Origin of the sequence: Halomonas sabkhae (genome assembly GCF_030409265.1) — a bacterium.
Taxonomy (GTDB): domain Bacteria; phylum Pseudomonadota; class Gammaproteobacteria; order Pseudomonadales; family Halomonadaceae; genus Halomonas; species Halomonas halmophila.
Window position 1 is genome coordinate 127,873 of record NZ_JAUFPM010000001.1, and the last position, 16,984, is coordinate 144,856.

14 protein-coding genes are annotated in these 16,984 nt (G+C 64.4%); 12 read left to right on the forward strand and 2 right to left on the reverse strand.

Annotated features, from left to right (window positions below):
- Window positions 1–18: 18 nt before the first annotated feature.
- The 7 genes from mrdA to lipB all read left to right on the forward strand — a co-directional run bounded on the left by mrdA (window position 19) and on the right by lipB (window position 7,446).
- Window positions 19–1,932 carry a penicillin-binding protein 2 gene (mrdA, locus tag QWY79_RS00530; protein ID WP_290268827.1) on the forward strand — a complete coding sequence of 638 codons (1,914 nt, stop codon included), beginning with the start codon at window positions 19–21 and terminating at the stop codon, window positions 1,930–1,932.
- Window positions 1,929–3,089 (forward strand): rod shape-determining protein RodA, encoded by a 1,161-nt coding sequence (rodA, locus tag QWY79_RS00535; protein WP_290268828.1) that lies wholly within the window; start codon window positions 1,929–1,931, stop codon window positions 3,087–3,089. Before mrdA ends, rodA begins: the two co-directional genes overlap by 4 nt.
- A 37-nt stretch (window positions 3,090–3,126) precedes the next feature.
- Entirely contained in the window at window positions 3,127–4,182 is a 1,056-nt protein-coding gene (gene mltB, locus QWY79_RS00540) for a lytic murein transglycosylase B (protein WP_290268830.1), read from the forward strand.
- On the forward strand, window positions 4,179–5,066 hold the full coding sequence (locus tag QWY79_RS00545; RefSeq protein ID WP_290268831.1) for a septal ring lytic transglycosylase RlpA family protein: 888 nt from the start codon (window positions 4,179–4,181) through the stop codon (window positions 5,064–5,066). Before mltB ends, QWY79_RS00545 begins: the two co-directional genes overlap by 4 nt.
- A 53-nt stretch (window positions 5,067–5,119) precedes the next feature.
- Window positions 5,120–6,355: a D-alanyl-D-alanine carboxypeptidase family protein gene (locus QWY79_RS00550; protein ID WP_435389737.1), complete on the forward strand. Its 1,236-nt coding sequence runs from the start codon at window positions 5,120–5,122 to the stop codon at window positions 6,353–6,355.
- Window positions 6,356–6,479: 124 nt separating this feature from the next.
- Window positions 6,480–6,794 (forward strand): HP0495 family protein, encoded by a 315-nt coding sequence (locus tag QWY79_RS00555; protein ID WP_290268833.1) that lies wholly within the window; start codon window positions 6,480–6,482, stop codon window positions 6,792–6,794.
- A gap of 1 nt (window position 6,795) precedes the next feature.
- Window positions 6,796–7,446 (forward strand): lipoyl(octanoyl) transferase LipB, encoded by a 651-nt coding sequence (gene lipB, locus QWY79_RS00560; protein ID WP_290268834.1) that lies wholly within the window; start codon window positions 6,796–6,798, stop codon window positions 7,444–7,446.
- A gap of 73 nt (window positions 7,447–7,519) precedes the next feature.
- Here lipB and lipA read toward each other — a convergent pair whose 3' ends face one another.
- Window positions 7,520–8,587: a lipoyl synthase gene (gene lipA / locus QWY79_RS00565; RefSeq protein WP_290268836.1), complete on the reverse strand. Its 1,068-nt coding sequence runs from the start codon at window positions 8,585–8,587 to the stop codon at window positions 7,520–7,522.
- A 244-nt stretch (window positions 8,588–8,831) separates the two neighbouring features.
- Here lipA and QWY79_RS00570 point away from each other — a divergent pair, with 244 nt between their 5' ends.
- From QWY79_RS00570 to QWY79_RS00590, 5 genes are all read left to right on the forward strand, one after another.
- On the forward strand, window positions 8,832–11,057 hold the full coding sequence (locus QWY79_RS00570) for a DUF3141 domain-containing protein (protein ID WP_290268839.1): 2,226 nt from the start codon (window positions 8,832–8,834) through the stop codon (window positions 11,055–11,057).
- A 391-nt stretch (window positions 11,058–11,448) separates the two neighbouring features.
- Window positions 11,449–14,085, forward strand: coding sequence for a type I DNA topoisomerase (gene topA / locus QWY79_RS00575; RefSeq protein ID WP_290268841.1), 2,637 nt, complete (start codon window positions 11,449–11,451; stop codon window positions 14,083–14,085).
- Window positions 14,082–14,546: a DUF6586 family protein gene (locus QWY79_RS00580; RefSeq protein WP_290268843.1), complete on the forward strand. Its 465-nt coding sequence runs from the start codon at window positions 14,082–14,084 to the stop codon at window positions 14,544–14,546. Before topA ends, QWY79_RS00580 begins: the two co-directional genes overlap by 4 nt.
- A 140-nt stretch (window positions 14,547–14,686) precedes the next feature.
- Window positions 14,687–15,241: a L,D-transpeptidase family protein gene (locus QWY79_RS00585; RefSeq protein WP_435389744.1), complete on the forward strand. Its 555-nt coding sequence runs from the start codon at window positions 14,687–14,689 to the stop codon at window positions 15,239–15,241.
- Window positions 15,242–15,450: 209 nt separating this feature from the next.
- Window positions 15,451–15,714 carry an Lpp/OprI family alanine-zipper lipoprotein gene (locus QWY79_RS00590; RefSeq protein ID WP_290268848.1) on the forward strand — a complete coding sequence of 88 codons (264 nt, stop codon included), beginning with the start codon at window positions 15,451–15,453 and terminating at the stop codon, window positions 15,712–15,714.
- Between the two features lie 93 nt (window positions 15,715–15,807).
- On the opposite strand, the gene QWY79_RS00595 is transcribed toward QWY79_RS00590, so the two are convergent.
- Window positions 15,808–16,890 (reverse strand): L,D-transpeptidase family protein, encoded by a 1,083-nt coding sequence (locus QWY79_RS00595; protein WP_290268850.1) that lies wholly within the window; start codon window positions 16,888–16,890, stop codon window positions 15,808–15,810.
- Window positions 16,891–16,984 lie beyond the last annotated feature (94 nt).

The following is a 16,984-nucleotide window of genomic DNA, read 5'->3' on the forward strand; positions in this document are numbered from 1 at the left end:
CCGAGGGCCCCTCCCAGCATGCGTCAGCAACGCGACACCCTGAAGAACCCCCAACACGAGCTGCGGGTCTTTCGTATACGAGCGTTGATGGCGCTGGTGGTGGTGCTGTTGTTGACCGGGCTGCTGGGTGGGCGACTCTTCTATCTGCAGGTGGTCCAGCATGAAGTCTTCAGCACGCGCTCGGAGAAGAACCGGGTACGCGTCGAACCGTTGCCGCCGACCCGTGGCTTGATCTATGACCGCAACGGCAAACTGCTGGCGGAAAACCGTCCCACCTACAATCTGACGCTGGTACGCGAGCGGGTCGATGACCTGGACAAGACGCTGTCGTTGCTGGTCGATCTGCTCGAGTTGCCCGACGAGGAAGTCAAGGCCTTCCGCGAACGCTCGCGCCAGCGCCAGCGCCCCTTTCAGCCGGCGTTGCTGATTAGCGATCTGAACGAGGAACAGATCGCCCGACTGGCCGTCAATCGCTACCGTCTACCGGGCGTCGAGGTCGAGGCGCAGCTGCTGCGTTACTACCCGGATGCCGAGTTGATGTCGCATGTGCTGGGGTATGTCGGGCGCATCAACAGCGAAGAGCTCAAGCGGCTGGACAGCGGCAATTATGCCGGCACGCACTTCATCGGCAAGACCGGCGTCGAGCGGCAATACGAAGAGCAGCTGCATGGCAAGGCCGGCCTGCGCAAGGTGGAAACCAATGCCCGTGGACGCGCCCTGCGCGAGCTCGACCATACCGATCCGGAGCCCGGCAAGGATCTGACGCTGACCCTGGACAAGCCCCTGCAGCAGCATGCCGTCGAACTGCTCGACGGCCGTCGTGGTGCCATCGTCGCCATTGCCCCGCAGACGGGCGAGATCCTGGCCATGGTCTCGGTACCCGGCTTCGACAGCAATCAGTTCGTCACGGGTATCGATGTGGCGTCCTACCGGGCCCTGCAGGAAGACCTGGACCTGCCGCTGTTCAATCGAGCCAGTCGCGGTAGCTATCCGGCCGGTTCGACCATCAAGCCGTTCATGGCCCTGGCCGGGCTGCGGGAAGGGATGATCACCCCCGGGGAGACTATCTATGACCCGGGCTATTACCAGTTGCCCAATGATGATCGGCGCTATCGCAACTGGCTGCGCTGGGGACATGGGCGTGTGGACCTGGAGCGTGCCCTGGAGGTCTCCAATAACACCTACTTCTATTCCCTGGCGCATGATCTGGGCATCGACCGCATCCATGACAATCTTGCACGCTTCGGTTTCGGCCAGCGCACGGCCCATGACGTTCATGGTCAGGGCAAGGCACTGCTGCCGTCCCGCGAATGGAAGCGGGAACGCTTCGGCGAGTCCTGGTATCCCGGCGAGACCCTGTCGGTCGGCATCGGACAGGGCTATCTGCAGATCACGCCCCTGCAACTGGCGACGGCCACGGGCGTGCTGGCCAATCGCGGCGACTGGGTTCAGCCGCGGCTCGCCGCCGAAGTCGGAGATGAGCCGGTGCCCGTGGAGCTACCCGAGACCCCGGCGGACATCGAATTGTCCAATGATCGCTGGTGGGATGAGATATTTTCCGGCATGGAGGCGGTGCTGTCGGGTAACGAGGGCACGGCACGGCGCTCCGGCACCGACCTCGAATACCGCTTGGCCGGCAAGTCGGGAACGGCCCAGGTGTTTTCACTGGGCAAGAATGAAGAGTACAACGCCGAGGAGCTCGAGGAGCGGCTGCGGGATCATGCCCTGTTCACGGCCTTCGCGCCGGTAGGGGACCCGCAGATCGCGGTGTCGGTGATCGTCGAGAATGCCGGCGGCGGCAGCAGTCATGCCGCGGGGCTGGCCCGCTCGATGACCGATTTCTGGTTGCTCGAGCGCAATGCCGGCAAGCCGCAAGAGGTGGGCGATGCAGCGCCCGAGTCGACCTCGTCAGAGCAAGGAGAGCAGGGATGACCCGGTTCGATCTGCCCCTGGGAGGGCGCGGGCATCCGGTGCAACCACCGCGCAGCGGGATGTCGCGACGTCGCAGCATCTGGCAGCGCATTCACCTGGACCCGTGGTTGCTCGGAATGCTGTTGGTGTTGATGTTGGCCGGCCTGGTGGTGCTTTACAGCGCCGGAGGTCAAAGCCTTGATCTGGTCATTGCCCAGGCGTTGCGTTTCGGCGTGGCCCTGGTGGTCATGGTGGTGGTGGCACAATTTTCCCCGGCGACGCTGTATCGCTGGGCCTTGCCAGTGTATCTGCTGGGGGTGCTGATGCTGGTGGCCGTCGAGGTCCTGGGCGACATGGGCATGGGCGCTCAGCGTTGGCTGGTTATCCCCGGCGTGATCCGCTTTCAGCCTTCCGAAATGATGAAGCTGGCCATGCCGCTGGTCGTCTCGGCCTGGCTGTGTCGTCGCCCATTGCCACCCCGGTTGCGCGAGCTGGTGGTGTGCATCGTCCTGGTGGGCGTGCCGGTAATGCTGATCGCGGGCCAGCCGGATCTGGGGACCTCCCTGCTGGTGGCGACCTCGGCGGTGTTCGTGATCCTGCTGGCTGGCCTGTCGTGGCGCATCATCTTTACGCTGGCCGTGATGATGGCAGCCGCCCTGCCATTGCTGTGGATGAACATGCATGCCTATCAGCGCGAGCGGGTGTTGACCTTCCTGTCGCCGGAGAGTGACCCACTGGGCGCCGGCTGGAACATCATCCAGTCCACCACGGCTCTCGGTAGTGGCGGGCTCTGGGGCAAGGGCTGGCTGCAGGGTACCCAGTCACAGCTGGAATTCCTGCCGGAGCGCCACACCGATTTCATCGTCGCCGTTCTCGGCGAGGAATTCGGCCTGATCGGCATGCTGGTGTTTCTCCTGCTGTACCTGCTGATCGTCTGTCGCGGACTCTGGCTGGCCAGCATCGCTCAGGAAAGCTTCGGCCGCCTGCTGGCCGGCAGCATCATCCTGACGTTCTTTATCTATGTCTTTGTCAACATCGGCATGGTCAGCGGTATACTGCCGGTGGTGGGCGTCCCGCTGCCGCTGGTCAGTTTTGGGGGAACCTCCAGCGTGACCTTGCTGGCCGGTTTCGGTATTCTCATGGCGATTCATTCTCACCGCCGTCTGCTGCCACGCTAGACAGCAGGCAGGCCAAGGATTCGAGGGAGACAACAGGATGACCGGGATGTCGCGACGCTTGAGGTGGGCCTGGCTGGCCGGGGGCTGTCTGGTGGTGTCCTGCGCCACGGCTTCGGCCGCCGATTTCGAACCGCGCCAGGGCGATGTCAAGGCGCTGGTCGACGAAGTCAGTGCCCGGGGCGTTGACCGGGCCTGGCTGGAAGACGCCATGCAGCAGGCCGAGTATAGTCAGGAAGTGCTGGATGCCATGTCCGGTGCCGCCGAATACCATATGGTGTGGCACGAATATCGGGATATCTTTCTCGATGATGAACGCGTCGCCAAGGGCGTGCGCTTCATCGAGCAGCATCAGGATGCCTTCGAACGTGTACAGCGTGAGTATCAGGTACCGGCCGAAGTCGTCGCTGCCGTGCTGGGTGTCGAGACGCGCTACGGTGAAGTGAAGGGCGATCACCGGGTGCTGGACTCGCTCTCGACCCTGGCCTTTCACCATGAGTCGCGCGGCAGTTTCTTCTGTGGCGAGCTGGCGGCCTTTCTGGAGATTGCCCACGAGCAGGGTGTGGCACCGGGGTCGCTGGAAGGCTCCTATGCCGGCGCCATGGGCTACCCGCAGTTCATCCCCACCAGTTATCGCGCCTATGCCGTGGATTTCAACGATGATGGTGCGCGCAATCTGTGGACGGACCCGGTGGATGCCATCGGCAGTATCGGCAACTACTTTGCCGAGCATCGCTGGCGGGGCGGGGAGGCCATCTACCAGGAGGCAGAGGGGCCGGCCACGCCGCCATCCGGCATCGACTTCAACACGGACCGCAAGCCCTATGCCTCGGTAGCCGACCTGCGCGACGCGGGCATCGAGCCCGTCGGCTCGATCGCCCCGGATGTCCGGGTGATTCCGCTGGCACTGGAGCAGGCCGACGGTAGCGTCGATTACCGCCTGGGCCTGAATAACTTCTATGTGATCACCCGTTACAACCACAGCTATCTGTATGCCATGGCGGTCACCGAGCTGGCCGAGGCGATCGCCGAGCAGCGTGGCGAGCCGGACGGCTGGTTCGAGGCGACCGCCTTCGAGCCCGAGGAGCGTCCATGAAGTCGAGGTTGAGTATCGTCTGTGCCGGGTTACTGCTGGCAGGCTGTGCCAGTGATGGCGGGCACCAGGCCCCGCCCGCGGAGCAGTCGGGTCAGGCAGCGGCCGAGGGTACCGCCGGGGGCCGTTATGCCATGTCGAGTGATGCCTATCCTGAACAACCCCCGGACGTCAGCCAGGTACCGGATGCCGTGCCGCGCCCTGAAGCGCCCTCGCGTGCCGGCAACACCTCGGAGTACGAAGTGTGGGGCAAGACATACCACGTGCTGCCCGATGCCAGTGGCTATGAACGTCGTGGTACGGCGTCGTGGTACGGCAAGAAGTTTCATGGCTATGCGACGTCGAACGGCGAGATCTATGACATGTACAAGATGAGCGCGGCGCATCGAACCCTGCCCTTGCCGACCTTTGCGCGCGTGACCAGTCTGGACAATGGGCGTTCGGTGATCGTGCGCGTCAATGACCGCGGCCCCTTCCACAGTGAGCGGGAAATCGACCTGTCCTATGCCGCGGCATCGCGACTGGACATCGTCGATCACGGCACGGGCCGTGTCAGGGTCGAGGCAATCGACCCCAAAGCCTGGCAGGCGCGTCAGGGTAGCGAGCCCGAAGGCTCGACGGCTCGCACGGACGACGCCACTGGCGACCGCCTGGACGCGGCGCCGGTCTATCTGCAGGTGGCGGCACTGGGGTCGGCAGATGGCGCCCGCGCCTTGAAGACGCGCCTGGAAGGCAGCCTTTCGCAGCCGGTCCGGGTCGCCAGCGCCGAGGACCTGTATCGCGTCCAGGTCGGCCCCTTGCAACGCGCCGACCAGGTGAGTGCCGTGCGTGGCCAGTTGAGCCGCGTCGGCTTCGACCAGGCCTTTATCGTCGATGGTGCCGAGTGATCGGCATCCCCAGAATTGTTCATCCAGTGATGTACCCGAAGAGATTAACTTCCATGAAAGTGTCGCGCTCGTTTTCCCCCCGCCGCATGATGCCGGTTCTGCTGGCATGCTGGTCACTGATCGCCATGCCGCTTCAGGCTCAGGAGTCGACTCCGTCTCCGCAGCCACAGCCCCAGGCGCAACCCCAGCCACAGACCATGATTCCGGCTCCGCCGCGTCTGGCGGCGACCTCCTGGATCCTGATGGATGCCGGCAGTGGTCGCATCCTGGCCCAGCACAATCCGGATGAGCGCCTGCCGCCGGCCAGCCTGACCAAGCTGATGACGGCCTACCTGGTCGAGCGCGAGCTCAATCAGGGCAATATTTCCCTGGACGATCAGGTGCCGATCAGCGAAAAGGCCTGGCGCACCGGCGGTTCCAAGATGTTCATCGAGGTCGGTGATCGGGTACCGGTCAGCGAGCTCCTGCATGGCATCATCATCGTGTCGGGCAATGATGCCAGTGTCGCCATGGCCGAGTACCTGGCCGGCGGTGTCGAGCCGTTCGCCGATATCATGAACCAGCATGCCGCGCGGCTGGGCATGGAGAACACCAACTTCGTCAACCCCACCGGGCTGCCCCACGATAACCATTACTCCTCGGCCCGTGATTTGGCCCTGCTGTCGCGTCACATCATCAATGACTATCCCAAGCATTACGCGACCTACAGCGAAAAGCAGTTCACCTACGGTGGCATCGAACAGCCCAATCGCAACCGTCTGCTGTGGCGTGACAGCACGGCCGATGGCCTGAAGACCGGCTGGACCGAGGCCGCCGGCTACTGCCTCGTGTCCTCGGCCAAGCGTCAGGACATGCGCCTGATCGCGGTGGTCATGGGCACGGCATCCTCCGAGGCGCGGGTCCAGGAGAGTCAGAAGCTGTTGAGCTATGGCTTTCGTTACTTCGAGACCCTCAAGCTCTATGACAAGGGCGCGGTGCTCAACACCTCTCGGGTCTGGGAAGGTGACAAGGACGAGCTGAAGGTCGGTGTCGAGGAGAATGTCTTCATGACGGTGCCGCGCAATCGCAATGAAGAACTGACGGCCAAGCTCGATATTCGCAAGGGGCTGACTGCTCCCATCAGTGCCGGCGAGACCGTCGGCAGCATGGAGGTGCGACTGGGCGATGAGGTCGTCGGCAAGCGTGATCTGCTGGCGCTCGAGGAGGTCCAGGAGGGCGGCTTCTTCAAGCGCATGATCGACAAGGTCAGCCGCTTCTTCTCCGACCTGTGGAGTGGCTGGTTCGGTTGACAGCGTGTGACCCACGCTGCTTCGCGGACTCCGGCAGGCGCTGATGATCGGCGCCTTGCCGTTGTCTTGGTGGTGAAGCGGCGCTGGCGTAGAATGGGGGAAGATACTTCCACTCAGGTGCGGGATGAACGACAAGACCCGACGCGATCTGCGTCAAGCCAACCAGACGACCACACAGGCCGAACCACCGAAAATCACCTTCCCCTGCGACTATCCGATCAAGGTGGTGGGCGATGCCGTGGAGGGGTTTGTCGATATGGTCCGCGAGACCGTGTCACGCCATGACCCGTCCTTCGATCCGCAGCGCATCGAGGTCATCGACAGTCGCAACGGCCGCTTCCAGTCGGTGCGTTTCTCCATCCGGGCCACCGGCGAGGAGCAGCTCAAGGCGCTGTTTCATGAGTTGAAGGCCAGTGGCCTCGTCCACATGGTGGTGTGACGTGGAGCCCATTCAGGTACATCGCCTGGGACGGCGCCCCTATGAACCCGTCTGGCAGGCGATGCGTGAGCTCACCGACCAGCGCGATGCCGAGACTCCGGATCAGTTGTGGCTGGTCGAGCACGACCCGGTGTTCACCCAGGGACGTGCCGGCAAGCCGGAACACCTGCTGATGCCCGGTGACATTCCGGTCGTGGCCACGGATCGCGGCGGGCAGGTCACCTATCATGGCCCCGGCCAGGTCGTCGCCTATCCGCTGCTGGATGTGCGCCGGGCAGGCATCGGCGTGCGCGAGCTGGTCAATTGCCTGGAGCGGGCGGTGATTGCCCTGCTGGCCGAACTGGACATCGAGGCGCGTGCTCGACCGGACGCACCCGGCGTTTATGTCGGGGAGGCGAAGATTGCGTCTCTGGGCCTGCGCATTCGCCATGGTGGCAGTTTCCACGGCGTGGCGCTCAACGTTGACGGTGATCTGGCACCCTTCCAGCGCATCAACCCCTGCGGCTATGCTGGCATGGCGATGACTCGGGTGGCGGATCTGGTGGCATCGCCGCCGGACATGGCGACCACCGCGACGCGGTTGGCAGAGTGCCTGGCCCACGAGCTGGGACGCGAGTTGCGCTTTGTCGAGACGCCGGCCGTCTCGGCCTGAGCCCTGACGTCACAAGCAGGAGAGCGGACGCCGCCCACCAGGGGCGGCGTTGCGGTATCGCGGGTGGCTGTACTCAGCCGACGTTGAGGGCGGGAATCAGGTTGGGGTCCGCTTCCTCGGCCTGGCCGGGAACCGTGCCCGGGCTGGCCAGCTCGAGGCCCAGGTTGTTGTTCTCGAAGACGCGGTCGGCCCGGTAGCTGGAGCGCACCAGCGGGCCGGAGGGAACTTCCATGAAGCCCTTCTCGAGGCCGAGCTGACGGTAGCGTTCGAACTCCTCCGGGGTGACCCAGCGTTCCACCGGAAGGTGATTGCGGGTCGGACGCAGGTACTGTCCCAGAGTGACGATATCGACGCCGATCTCGCGCAGGTCATCGAAGGTCTGGAGAATCTCTTCCTCGGTTTCGCCGAGGCCGAGCATCAGGCTGGTCTTGGTGATGATGCCGGGACGATGACGCTTGGCGTGGGCCAGTACGTCCAGCGTCTTGCGATAGCCGGCACGCGGGTCGCGCACGCGACTGGTCAGGCGCTCGACGGTCTCGACGTTCTGGGCGAACACCTCGAGGCCGGAGTCGACCACACGCTCGACCGCCGCGGGCTCGGCATCGAAGTCCGGTGTCAGGGCCTCCACGGCGACCTCCGGTGTGCGCGCCTTGATGGCACGCACGCAGTCGGCGTAATGGGTGGCGCCGCCATCCTCCAGGTCATCGCGGTCCACCGAGGTCAGCACGACATACCGCAGCCCCATCAGCTCGACAGACTTGGCGGTATTCTGGGGTTCGTCGCTGTCCAGCCATCCCTTGGGATTGCCGGTATCGACGGCACAGAAGCGGCAGGCGCGGGTGCACACCGAGCCCATGAGCATGATGGTGGCCGTGCCGTTGCTCCAGCACTCGCCCATGTTGGGGCAGTGGGATTCGGCGCAGACGGTGCTCAGACGATGTTCATCGACATTGCGCTTCACGGCATCGAAGCGTTCGCCACCGGGAATCTGGGCGCGTAGCCACTTGGGTTTGCGCCCCAGGGAGGGATTGTCCTCCTCCGGCCGGCTGCGTTGTTTCATGCCGTCCTTGATGGCGGTGGCACCGTGTTCGTTCCGGTACTTGTCACCACTGACTATCTTCTTGACGGTCTCGTCGCTCATGGTCTGCAAGCCTCTCCCTTCGGCGGCTGTGCGTCACGCCCAGGCGGTCGCGGGGTGTCCACGAGATTGCCGCATATCGGCTGACGTCGGGCATGGCGTACCTGGATTCTGGACATAAAGTATCATATTCGCCATCGGCCTGCAGGGGGCGGATATTTCCCTTGCGCCACGGAATTCGCTATATTGCATTGCAGCAAATCGATGCCCGCCGGATGCTGTCCGGCTTTCGCCCTGGAGTCCTGCGATGTATCCCATGATGCTCTCTTCGTCCTCGCCGGCGATGTCCCTGCTGGATCCTCTCGGCTTCGGTCGCGCGGCCTGCGACTACTGGGTCGATACCCTGCAGCGCGGCACCCTCTATCTGGATGTCATGCGCCAGCGTGGCAATCAGTATCTCGAGCACATCGAGAAGACCAAGCCCAATGTCCTGGGCTTCGAGGCCGAGGTGCTGGTCGATGGCCGTGAGCTGCCGCGCCCCGTCAATTACGAACTGCTGCGGATCCTGCCGCCCGAGGGAGTCGAGATCGACGACCAGAGCCGGCCCTTCGTGGTGGTGGACCCGCGGGCCGGGCACGGGCCGGGCATCGGTGGCTTCAAGCCCGACAGCGAGGTCGGGGTGGCCCTGAGAGCCGGGCATCCGTGCTACTTCATCGGTTTTCTGCCTTACCCGGTACCGGGCCAGCAGGTCGAGGATGTGGTCGAGGCCGAAATCGCCTTCCTGCGCCATGTCATCGAGCGTCATCCGGATGTCTCGGAAAAGCCGATGGTGGTCGGCAACTGCCAGGCCGGCTGGCAGATCATGATGGCGGCCGCCCTGGAGCCGGACCTCTTCGGGCCGATCCTGGTGGCCGGTGCTCCCCTGTCCTACTGGGCCGGTGAGCGCGGCGGCGCGCCGATGCGCTATACCGGCGGCATGACCGGCGGCAGCTGGATGACCGCACTGCTGGGCGACATGGGGGCAGGGCTGTTCGATGGCGCCTGGCTGGTGCAGAATTTCGAACGTCTCAATCCGGCCAATACCTGGTGGGACAAGCAGTATCGGCTCTTCGCCAATGTGGACACCGAGGCCCAGCGCTACCTGGAGTTCGAGCGCTGGTGGGGCGGCCATGTGGTCCTGGGGGCCGACGAAATCCAGTACATCGTGGATAACCTCTTTATCGGCAACCGGCTGTCCACCGCTCAACTGGTCTCGTCCGACGGACGGCGCATCGATCTGCGCAACCTGCGCTCGCCGGTGGTGGTGTTCTGCTCGCAGGGCGACGATATCACGCCACCGCCCCAGGCACTGGGCTGGGTGCGCGACCTCTACGAGAACACCGAGGACGTCATTGCCAACGAGCAGACGATCGTTTATTGCGTGCACGACACCACCGGCCACCTGGGAATCTTCGTCTCCGGGAGTGTGTCGCGTCGCGAGCACACCGAGTTCACGGCCAATATGGATTACATCGATGTCCTGCCGCCGGGGCTCTACGAGACCCAGGTGACCTCGGCCGACAAGCACGCCGATGACGAGCTGATCGAACGCGACTACCTGCTCGAGTTCCAGCGTCGCGAAGTCGCTGATCTGGACGAGGTGGTCCAGCATCGCCCCGAGGACGATCGGCGCTTCGCCACCGTGGCGCGCCTCTCGGAGATCAATCTGGGGCTGTATCGCCTCTTCGGCCAGCCCTGGGTGCAGGCCATGGCCTCACCGGAGTCGGCACGCTTCATGCGGCGCATGCATCCCAATCGCCTGGGCTATCGCCTGCTCTCGGATCGCAACCCGCTGATGAGCGCCGTGCCGGTCATGGCCGAGCGCGTGCGGCGTGATCGTCATCCGGTCGACCAGGACAATGTCTTCCGGGCCCTGGAGGGCGTGCTGTCCAGCGGTATGTCGCAGGGGCTGGATGCTTGGCGCCAATATCGCGATGGCCTGATCGAGCAGAGCTTCTTGATGTTCTACGGGCAGCCCATGCTCCAGGCCATGGTCGGCCTGCAGGGCGATGCGCATTCCCGGCGCCACCGCCCCGGTGCCGAGCCGGAACATCGGCGCTTCATCGAGCAGCGTCGCGCGACCACCCGCGCCAAGGTGGCCGAGGGCGGCAGCCACGAGGCCGTGATGCGCTCGGTGATCTATGTGCTGGGCGGGGCGCCGGCCAGTGACGAACGCAATTTCAAGCGTCTGCGGGCGAGCCGTGCCGAGCTCGAGCCGAGCGCTACCCTGGCCGATTTCAAGCAGCTGGTGCGCGAGCAGTTCTTCATTCTGGAGCATGACCGGGAAGCGGCACTGGAAGCGATCCCGACGCTGCTGAGCGGGGAGGGCGCCGAACAGATCGACGCTCACCTCGAACATATCGAGCATGTGCTGGCCGCCAGTGGCGATCTTTCCGCGCATGCCGCCGAGCGTTTCGAGCGTGTGCGCGGCCTCTTCCACTCGGCCAGGCCGGGGAGGGAAGGCGACCGCTCCAGCGCCGCCGGCGAGACCTGAGGAAACGCTGAATAAATCGACGAGCATAGTGAAGCGCAAGGCACACGGAGCACAGAAAGCGAGACATAACAGCAGTTAGGCGAGCTTTCGAGCACCGTGTAACGCAGCGATTCGCATGCGCAGGCATTTAAGCAGTGTTTCCCTGATCGCGCGCTTTCCTCTCGCGCTGCCTGCAACGCCCCCGTCGAGCTTTCGGCGGGGGCGTTGCGCTTTCCGGCGTACAAAGCTTCACTTGTGGCAAAAGGCGGGTAAAGTCTAGGTTCTTGAGTTGCGACTGGCATGAAGCCGAGTGCTGGGGTAGGGTAAGCGCATTTTTCACCGTCGCAGGATGAGGCGGGCCGAATCCGATCGGCGCGAGCCTGGGCTGGCGCCAAACGTATAGTGGAGCACTATGGGCAAGTCACTGGTCATCGTCGAGTCGCCGGCCAAGGCGAAGACGATCAACAAATATCTCGGCAACGACTACATCGTGAAGTCGAGCGTGGGACACATCCGTGACCTGCCGACCAGCGGCTCGGGCAAGGCAGCTTCCGATCCCAAGGAGCGCGCCCGGCAGGCTGCCGAGACGCGCAAGATGTCTGCCGAGGAAAAGGCCGAGCATCGCCGTCGCAAGGCTCACGATCAGCTCATTCGTCGCATGGGCATCGATCCGGACAATGGCTGGGAGGCCGACTATGTCGTGCTGCCCGGCAAGGAAAAGGTTGTCGCGGAACTCAAGAAGCTCGCCGACAAGGCCGATCACGTCTATCTCGCCACCGACCTGGACCGCGAGGGTGAGGCCATTGCCTGGCATCTGCGCGAGACCATCGGCGGCGACGCCTCGCGCTATCGACGCGTGGTGTTCAACGAGATCACCCAGAACGCCATCAAGGAGGCCTTCGAGGACCCGGGGCAGTTGAACATGCCGCGGGTCGAGGCCCAGCAGGCACGGCGCTTTCTCGACCGTGTGGTGGGTTTCATGCTGTCGCCCCTGCTCTGGGCCAAGATCGCCCGTGGCCTCTCGGCGGGGCGAGTGCAGTCGGTGGCCATGCGCCTGATCGTCGAGCGCGAACGCGAGATCCGGGCCTTCGTGCCCGAGGAATTCTGGGATGTGCACGCCGATCTCGCGCCCGCCGATGCGTCCGGTGACGCGGTGCGTTTCGAGCTGGTCAAGCACAACGGCGAGGCCTTCCGGCCGACCAGCGAGAGCGAGACGCTGGACAGGATCGCCGCCCTGCGCGATGCCAGCCTGGCGATTACCGGGCGGGAAGACAAGCCGACGAGCTCCAGGCCCAACGCACCCTTCATCACCTCGACCCTGCAGCAGGCCGCCAGCGGCCGGCTGGGCTTTTCGGTGAAGAAGACCATGACGCTGGCGCAGCGCCTCTATGAGGCCGGCTACATCACCTACATGCGGACGGATTCCACCAATCTGTCCCAGGAGGCGGTGAACGGCGCCCGGGACTACATCCTCGACGCCTATGGCAAGCCATACCTGCCCGAGTCGCCGAACCGTTACACCAGCAAGGAAGGCGCCCAGGAGGCCCACGAGGCCATCCGGCCCTCCGAAGTGACGCGCCAGGCGAGTGACCTGGCCGGCATGGAACGAGATGCCGAGCGCCTCTATGAACTGATCTGGCGCCAGTTCGTCGCCTGCCAGATGACGCCGGCCGAGTATCTGTCGACCACCCTGACGGTCGAAGCTTCGGGCTATGAGCTGCGGGCCAAGGGACGCGTGCTCAAGTTCGACGGTTACACCCGGGTCATGAAGCCCATGGGGCGCAAGGATGAGGACCAGTCGCTGCCCGACCTGGGCGAGGGCACGACCCTGAGCCTGGAAGCGCTGGATCCGCAGCAGCACTTCACCAAGCCGCCGGCCCGCTATACCGAGGCGAGCCTGGTCAAGGAACTCGAGAAGAAGGGCATCGGCCGGCCGTCGACCTATGCCGCCATCATCTCGACCATTCAGGATCGCGGCTATGTGCGCCTCGAGAACCGGCGTTTCTATGCCGAAAAGCTCGGCGATATCGTCACCGAGCGTCTCAAGGAATCCTTCCCGGACCTGATGGATTATTCCTTCACGGCACGCATGGAGGACAGCCTGGATGAAGTGGCCGAGGGCGAGCGTCGCTGGCGGGAACTGCTCGATGCCTTCTATGCCGAGTTTCGCGACGAGCTCAGGGTCGCCGAGAGCGATGCGGGCATGCGTCCCAATCAGCCTGTCGCCACGGGCATCGACTGCCCGACCTGCGGGCGCGAGATGCAGATCCGCACGGCTTCCACCGGCGTCTTCCTGAGCTGCAGTGGCTACAGTCTGCCGCCCAAGGAACGCTGCAAGACCACCGTGGACCTGCTGCCGGGGGATGAAGCCGTGGCCGCCGATGCCGGCGAGGAAGCCGAGACGGATGCCTTGCGCGCCAAGCACCGCTGCCCGAAATGCGGCACGGCCATGGACAGCTATCTCATCGATGAGCAGCGCAAGCTGCACATCTGCGGTGACAGCCCGGACTGTGACGGCCACGAGATCGAGGAAGGGCGCTTCCGCATCAAGGGCTATGAAGGGCCGACCATCGAGTGCGACAAGTGCGGCAGCGAGATGCAGCTCAAGTCCGGCCGTTTCGGCAAGTATTTCGGCTGCACCAGCGACGGCTGCAAGAATACCCGCAAGCTGCTGCGCAATGGCGAAGTGGCTCCGCCCAAGATGGACCCGATTCCGATGCCGGAGCTGGCATGCCAGAAGGTCGAGGACCATTATGTCCTGCGCGATGGGGCCAGCGGGCTCTTCCTGGCCGCCAGCAAGTTCCCCAAGAATCGCGAGACGCGTCCGCCGCTGGTGGCTGAGCTGAAGTCGCATGCCGAGGAGTTGCCCGACAAGTATCGCTATCTGCTGGACGCCCCCACGGCCGACCCGGAGGGGCGACCGGCGCAGATTCGCTTCTCGCGCAAGGCCAAGGAGCAGTACGTGATGACGGACGAGAACGGCAAGGCGACCGGCTGGAAGGCCAATTTCGTGGACGGCCGCTGGCAGGTGGAGGACAAGCGCAAGTGACCCCGCGTGCACGCACCAATCAACTGCTGTATCAGGCCGAACTCCTGCTGGACCGGGCGCCGGGGGATGACGAGCATGCCCAGGCGCGACGCATGGCGGCCGAGGAGGGGGCGCTGGCCTTGTTCGAGCTGGCGCTGGAGTCGCTGGTCGGCGAGCTCACCGAGTTCACCGAGCAGGCGCCGGGGGCGGACTGGCGCTCCCTGCTGCTGTCGCGTGACCTCCCGCTGGCCGAGCTGGAGCGCCTGCGGAGCCTAGCCGAGCGCCCCGGCAGCTGGCTGTATCGTCTCATTGCGTGTCTCGACATGTTGCATTCCAGCGACGGTGCGGCGCGTCGTTCCACCGGCGCCGCTCAGGGCATGATCGCCGTCGGCGGCCAGGACCTGGCCAGTGAACTCGCCGACTGTCTGCAGGATGCCAAGCAGGAAATCGGCGCCCTGCGCCTGACCAACGAGGAGTGGTGACCGCGCGTGTGCCCTCCGTTCCGCTGTCCAACCCCGGTGAGCCAGCTGCCATGACATCGTTTTCCCGTCGACGCTTCGGTTTTCTGCTCTCCTGCTTGTGCGCCCTTGTGCTGACCAGCGGCGTCGCCCACGGCAACCTGATGCAATCCGTGGCCGCCTTCAGCGGCCCCATGGATGAGCTGCTGGCCCGAGCGGCCGCGCCGCGCTACAGCAACGAAGTCTGGGTGCTGGTGGATGATCAGGAGGCCAGTCTGAGCCTGTATCGCGGCGATACCCTGCTGGAACGTTTCGAGCCGATTTCCCTGGGACGCGGCGGCGCCGAGCCTCAGCGTCTGCGCGGCAGTCGTGAGACGCCCATGGGCGAATTCCGGGTCAGCCGCTTCAACTTCGAGAGCAAGTTCCACACCTTCATCGGTCTCGACTACCCGACGCCGCTGCATGCCCGGATGGCGCTGCAGTCCGGCGTGTTCAGCGAGCGGGAATATGATGACTACTTCGCCTACTACCGTCGCCATGGGCAGCCACCCCAGTCGACGGCCCTGGGCGGCTATATCGGGATTCATGGGGTGGGTGTGGCCGATCCGGACATTCATCGTCGTTTTCACTGGACGGATGGCTGTGTCGCCGTCACCGACGCCCAGATCGAGACACTGTCGTCGATGATCGACATTGGCACGCGGGTCGTCATCCGCTAGGCTTTGCGCTGCATCACAAGCGTTCACCGAGCATCGGGCGCTGTTGTCGGAAAACAGTGTTTGACTTCTTCGGCGCTCGGCGTAATGTTGCGCTCAAGAGGTACTTGCGTTAGAAATCGTTCTAGTACTTCCCGTTGTCCCGCATTGCGGGAAACCTGCTTCGGCAGGTGCATCCAAAGTAGTTCAAGGAAAGTTCCAAGGAGAACACCATGACTCTCAAGACGACTCTGAAGCTGTCTGCTGCTGCTGCCTCTCTGGCGATTCTGGCGGGTTGCGCATCTTCCGGCGCACTGGAAGAAGTTCGCACTACTGCCGAGTCTGCCCAGGCGGATGCCGCTGAAGCGCGCAGCATCGCCACTGAAGCCCAGAATACCGCCAACCAGGCCCAGAGCCAGGCTGAGCGCGCTCTGCAGATGTCTCAAAAGAACCGCGAAGAGATGAACCGCATGTTCGAGCGCACCATGCGCAAGTAAGGGTGTTGCCGGCCGCCTTCGGCGGCTGGTCATCACGCTACGACAAGGGCCCCGCCATTCGGCGGGGCCCTTGTCGTTGGGAGAGTGGCAGGCTCAGCGAGCCGGTTCGTGCGGCTCGCCGGCATAGGCCAGGTGGTTGTGAAAGCCGGCGTGGGCGAACTGCAGGTCAAGCTGGTCATAGAACGGCGTGGGTCTGGGTTCCGGTTCCTTCGGTTCCGGGGGAGCTTCCAGCGCTACCGGTATACCGCTCGGCACCTCGACCACTTCCTTCAGGCGAGCGTAATCGACCTCATACTCCTTGCCCGCCAGGCTCGACTGCACCTGAGACAGTGCCTCGGTGACACGCTGGATGGTGGTGCCCTGCTGTTCATCCAGGTAGGGGTAGGCCTGGACGTGAAGCTTGCCGTCGGCCCAGCCGAGCTTGAGGCTTTCATTGATGATGCGCACCCGGGTGCCCACCGAGACCTGGGCGAAGAGGGTTTCCACGTCATCCGGCAGCATCCGCACGCAGCCGTGGGATACGCGCATGCCAACGCCTTCCGGCTTGTTGGTGCCGTGGATCAGGTAGCCCGGAATGCCCAGGCGCATCTTGCGCGTGCCCATCGGGTTGTCGGGGCCGGCCGGCACCACGCTGGGCAGTGGGTCTCCGGCCTCGGCGTGCTCCTGGCGGATCGACTCGGGCGGATACCAGGCTGGGTTCTTGACCATCTGCGTGATGGTGGTGTCGCCCAGCGGTGTCTCCCAGTCCTGGCGGCCGACCCCGAGCGGGTAGGTCTGGACGGTGCGCGGTTCACCGTCCTCGGCGGGCGGATAGTAGTAGAGGCGCATCTCGGCGACATTGATCACGATGTCCTCGCGGGGGGCATCGGGCAGAATGAAACGGCCCGGAATGGTCACTTCGGTGCCTTCGCCGGGGTACCAGACGCTGACCTCGGGGTTGGCGCGCACCATGGCCCGGTAGCCGATGCCATGGGCGTGACCGATGTCGATCAGGGTGTCCTCCTTATCGGCCTCGACCGTGGTGATCTCGCCGACCAGGTCGCCCTGTTCGGGAAGCCGGAAATGCCCGGCGGGAAGGTCGTCCGCGTCGGCCATTGACGGCGTGGCGAAAGCGCCGCCGAGGGCGATGGCCAGAGTGAGGCGGGCAGAAGGCCCGCGCAGGAATCCAGGTCTCATTGCTGTCATCATCATGGTCTGCCGTTGAGTCGTCGCCATGCCCGCCTGTGGGGCGGCCAGGGGCTTGCATTGGAGTTATCCACCGCGGGAAAGT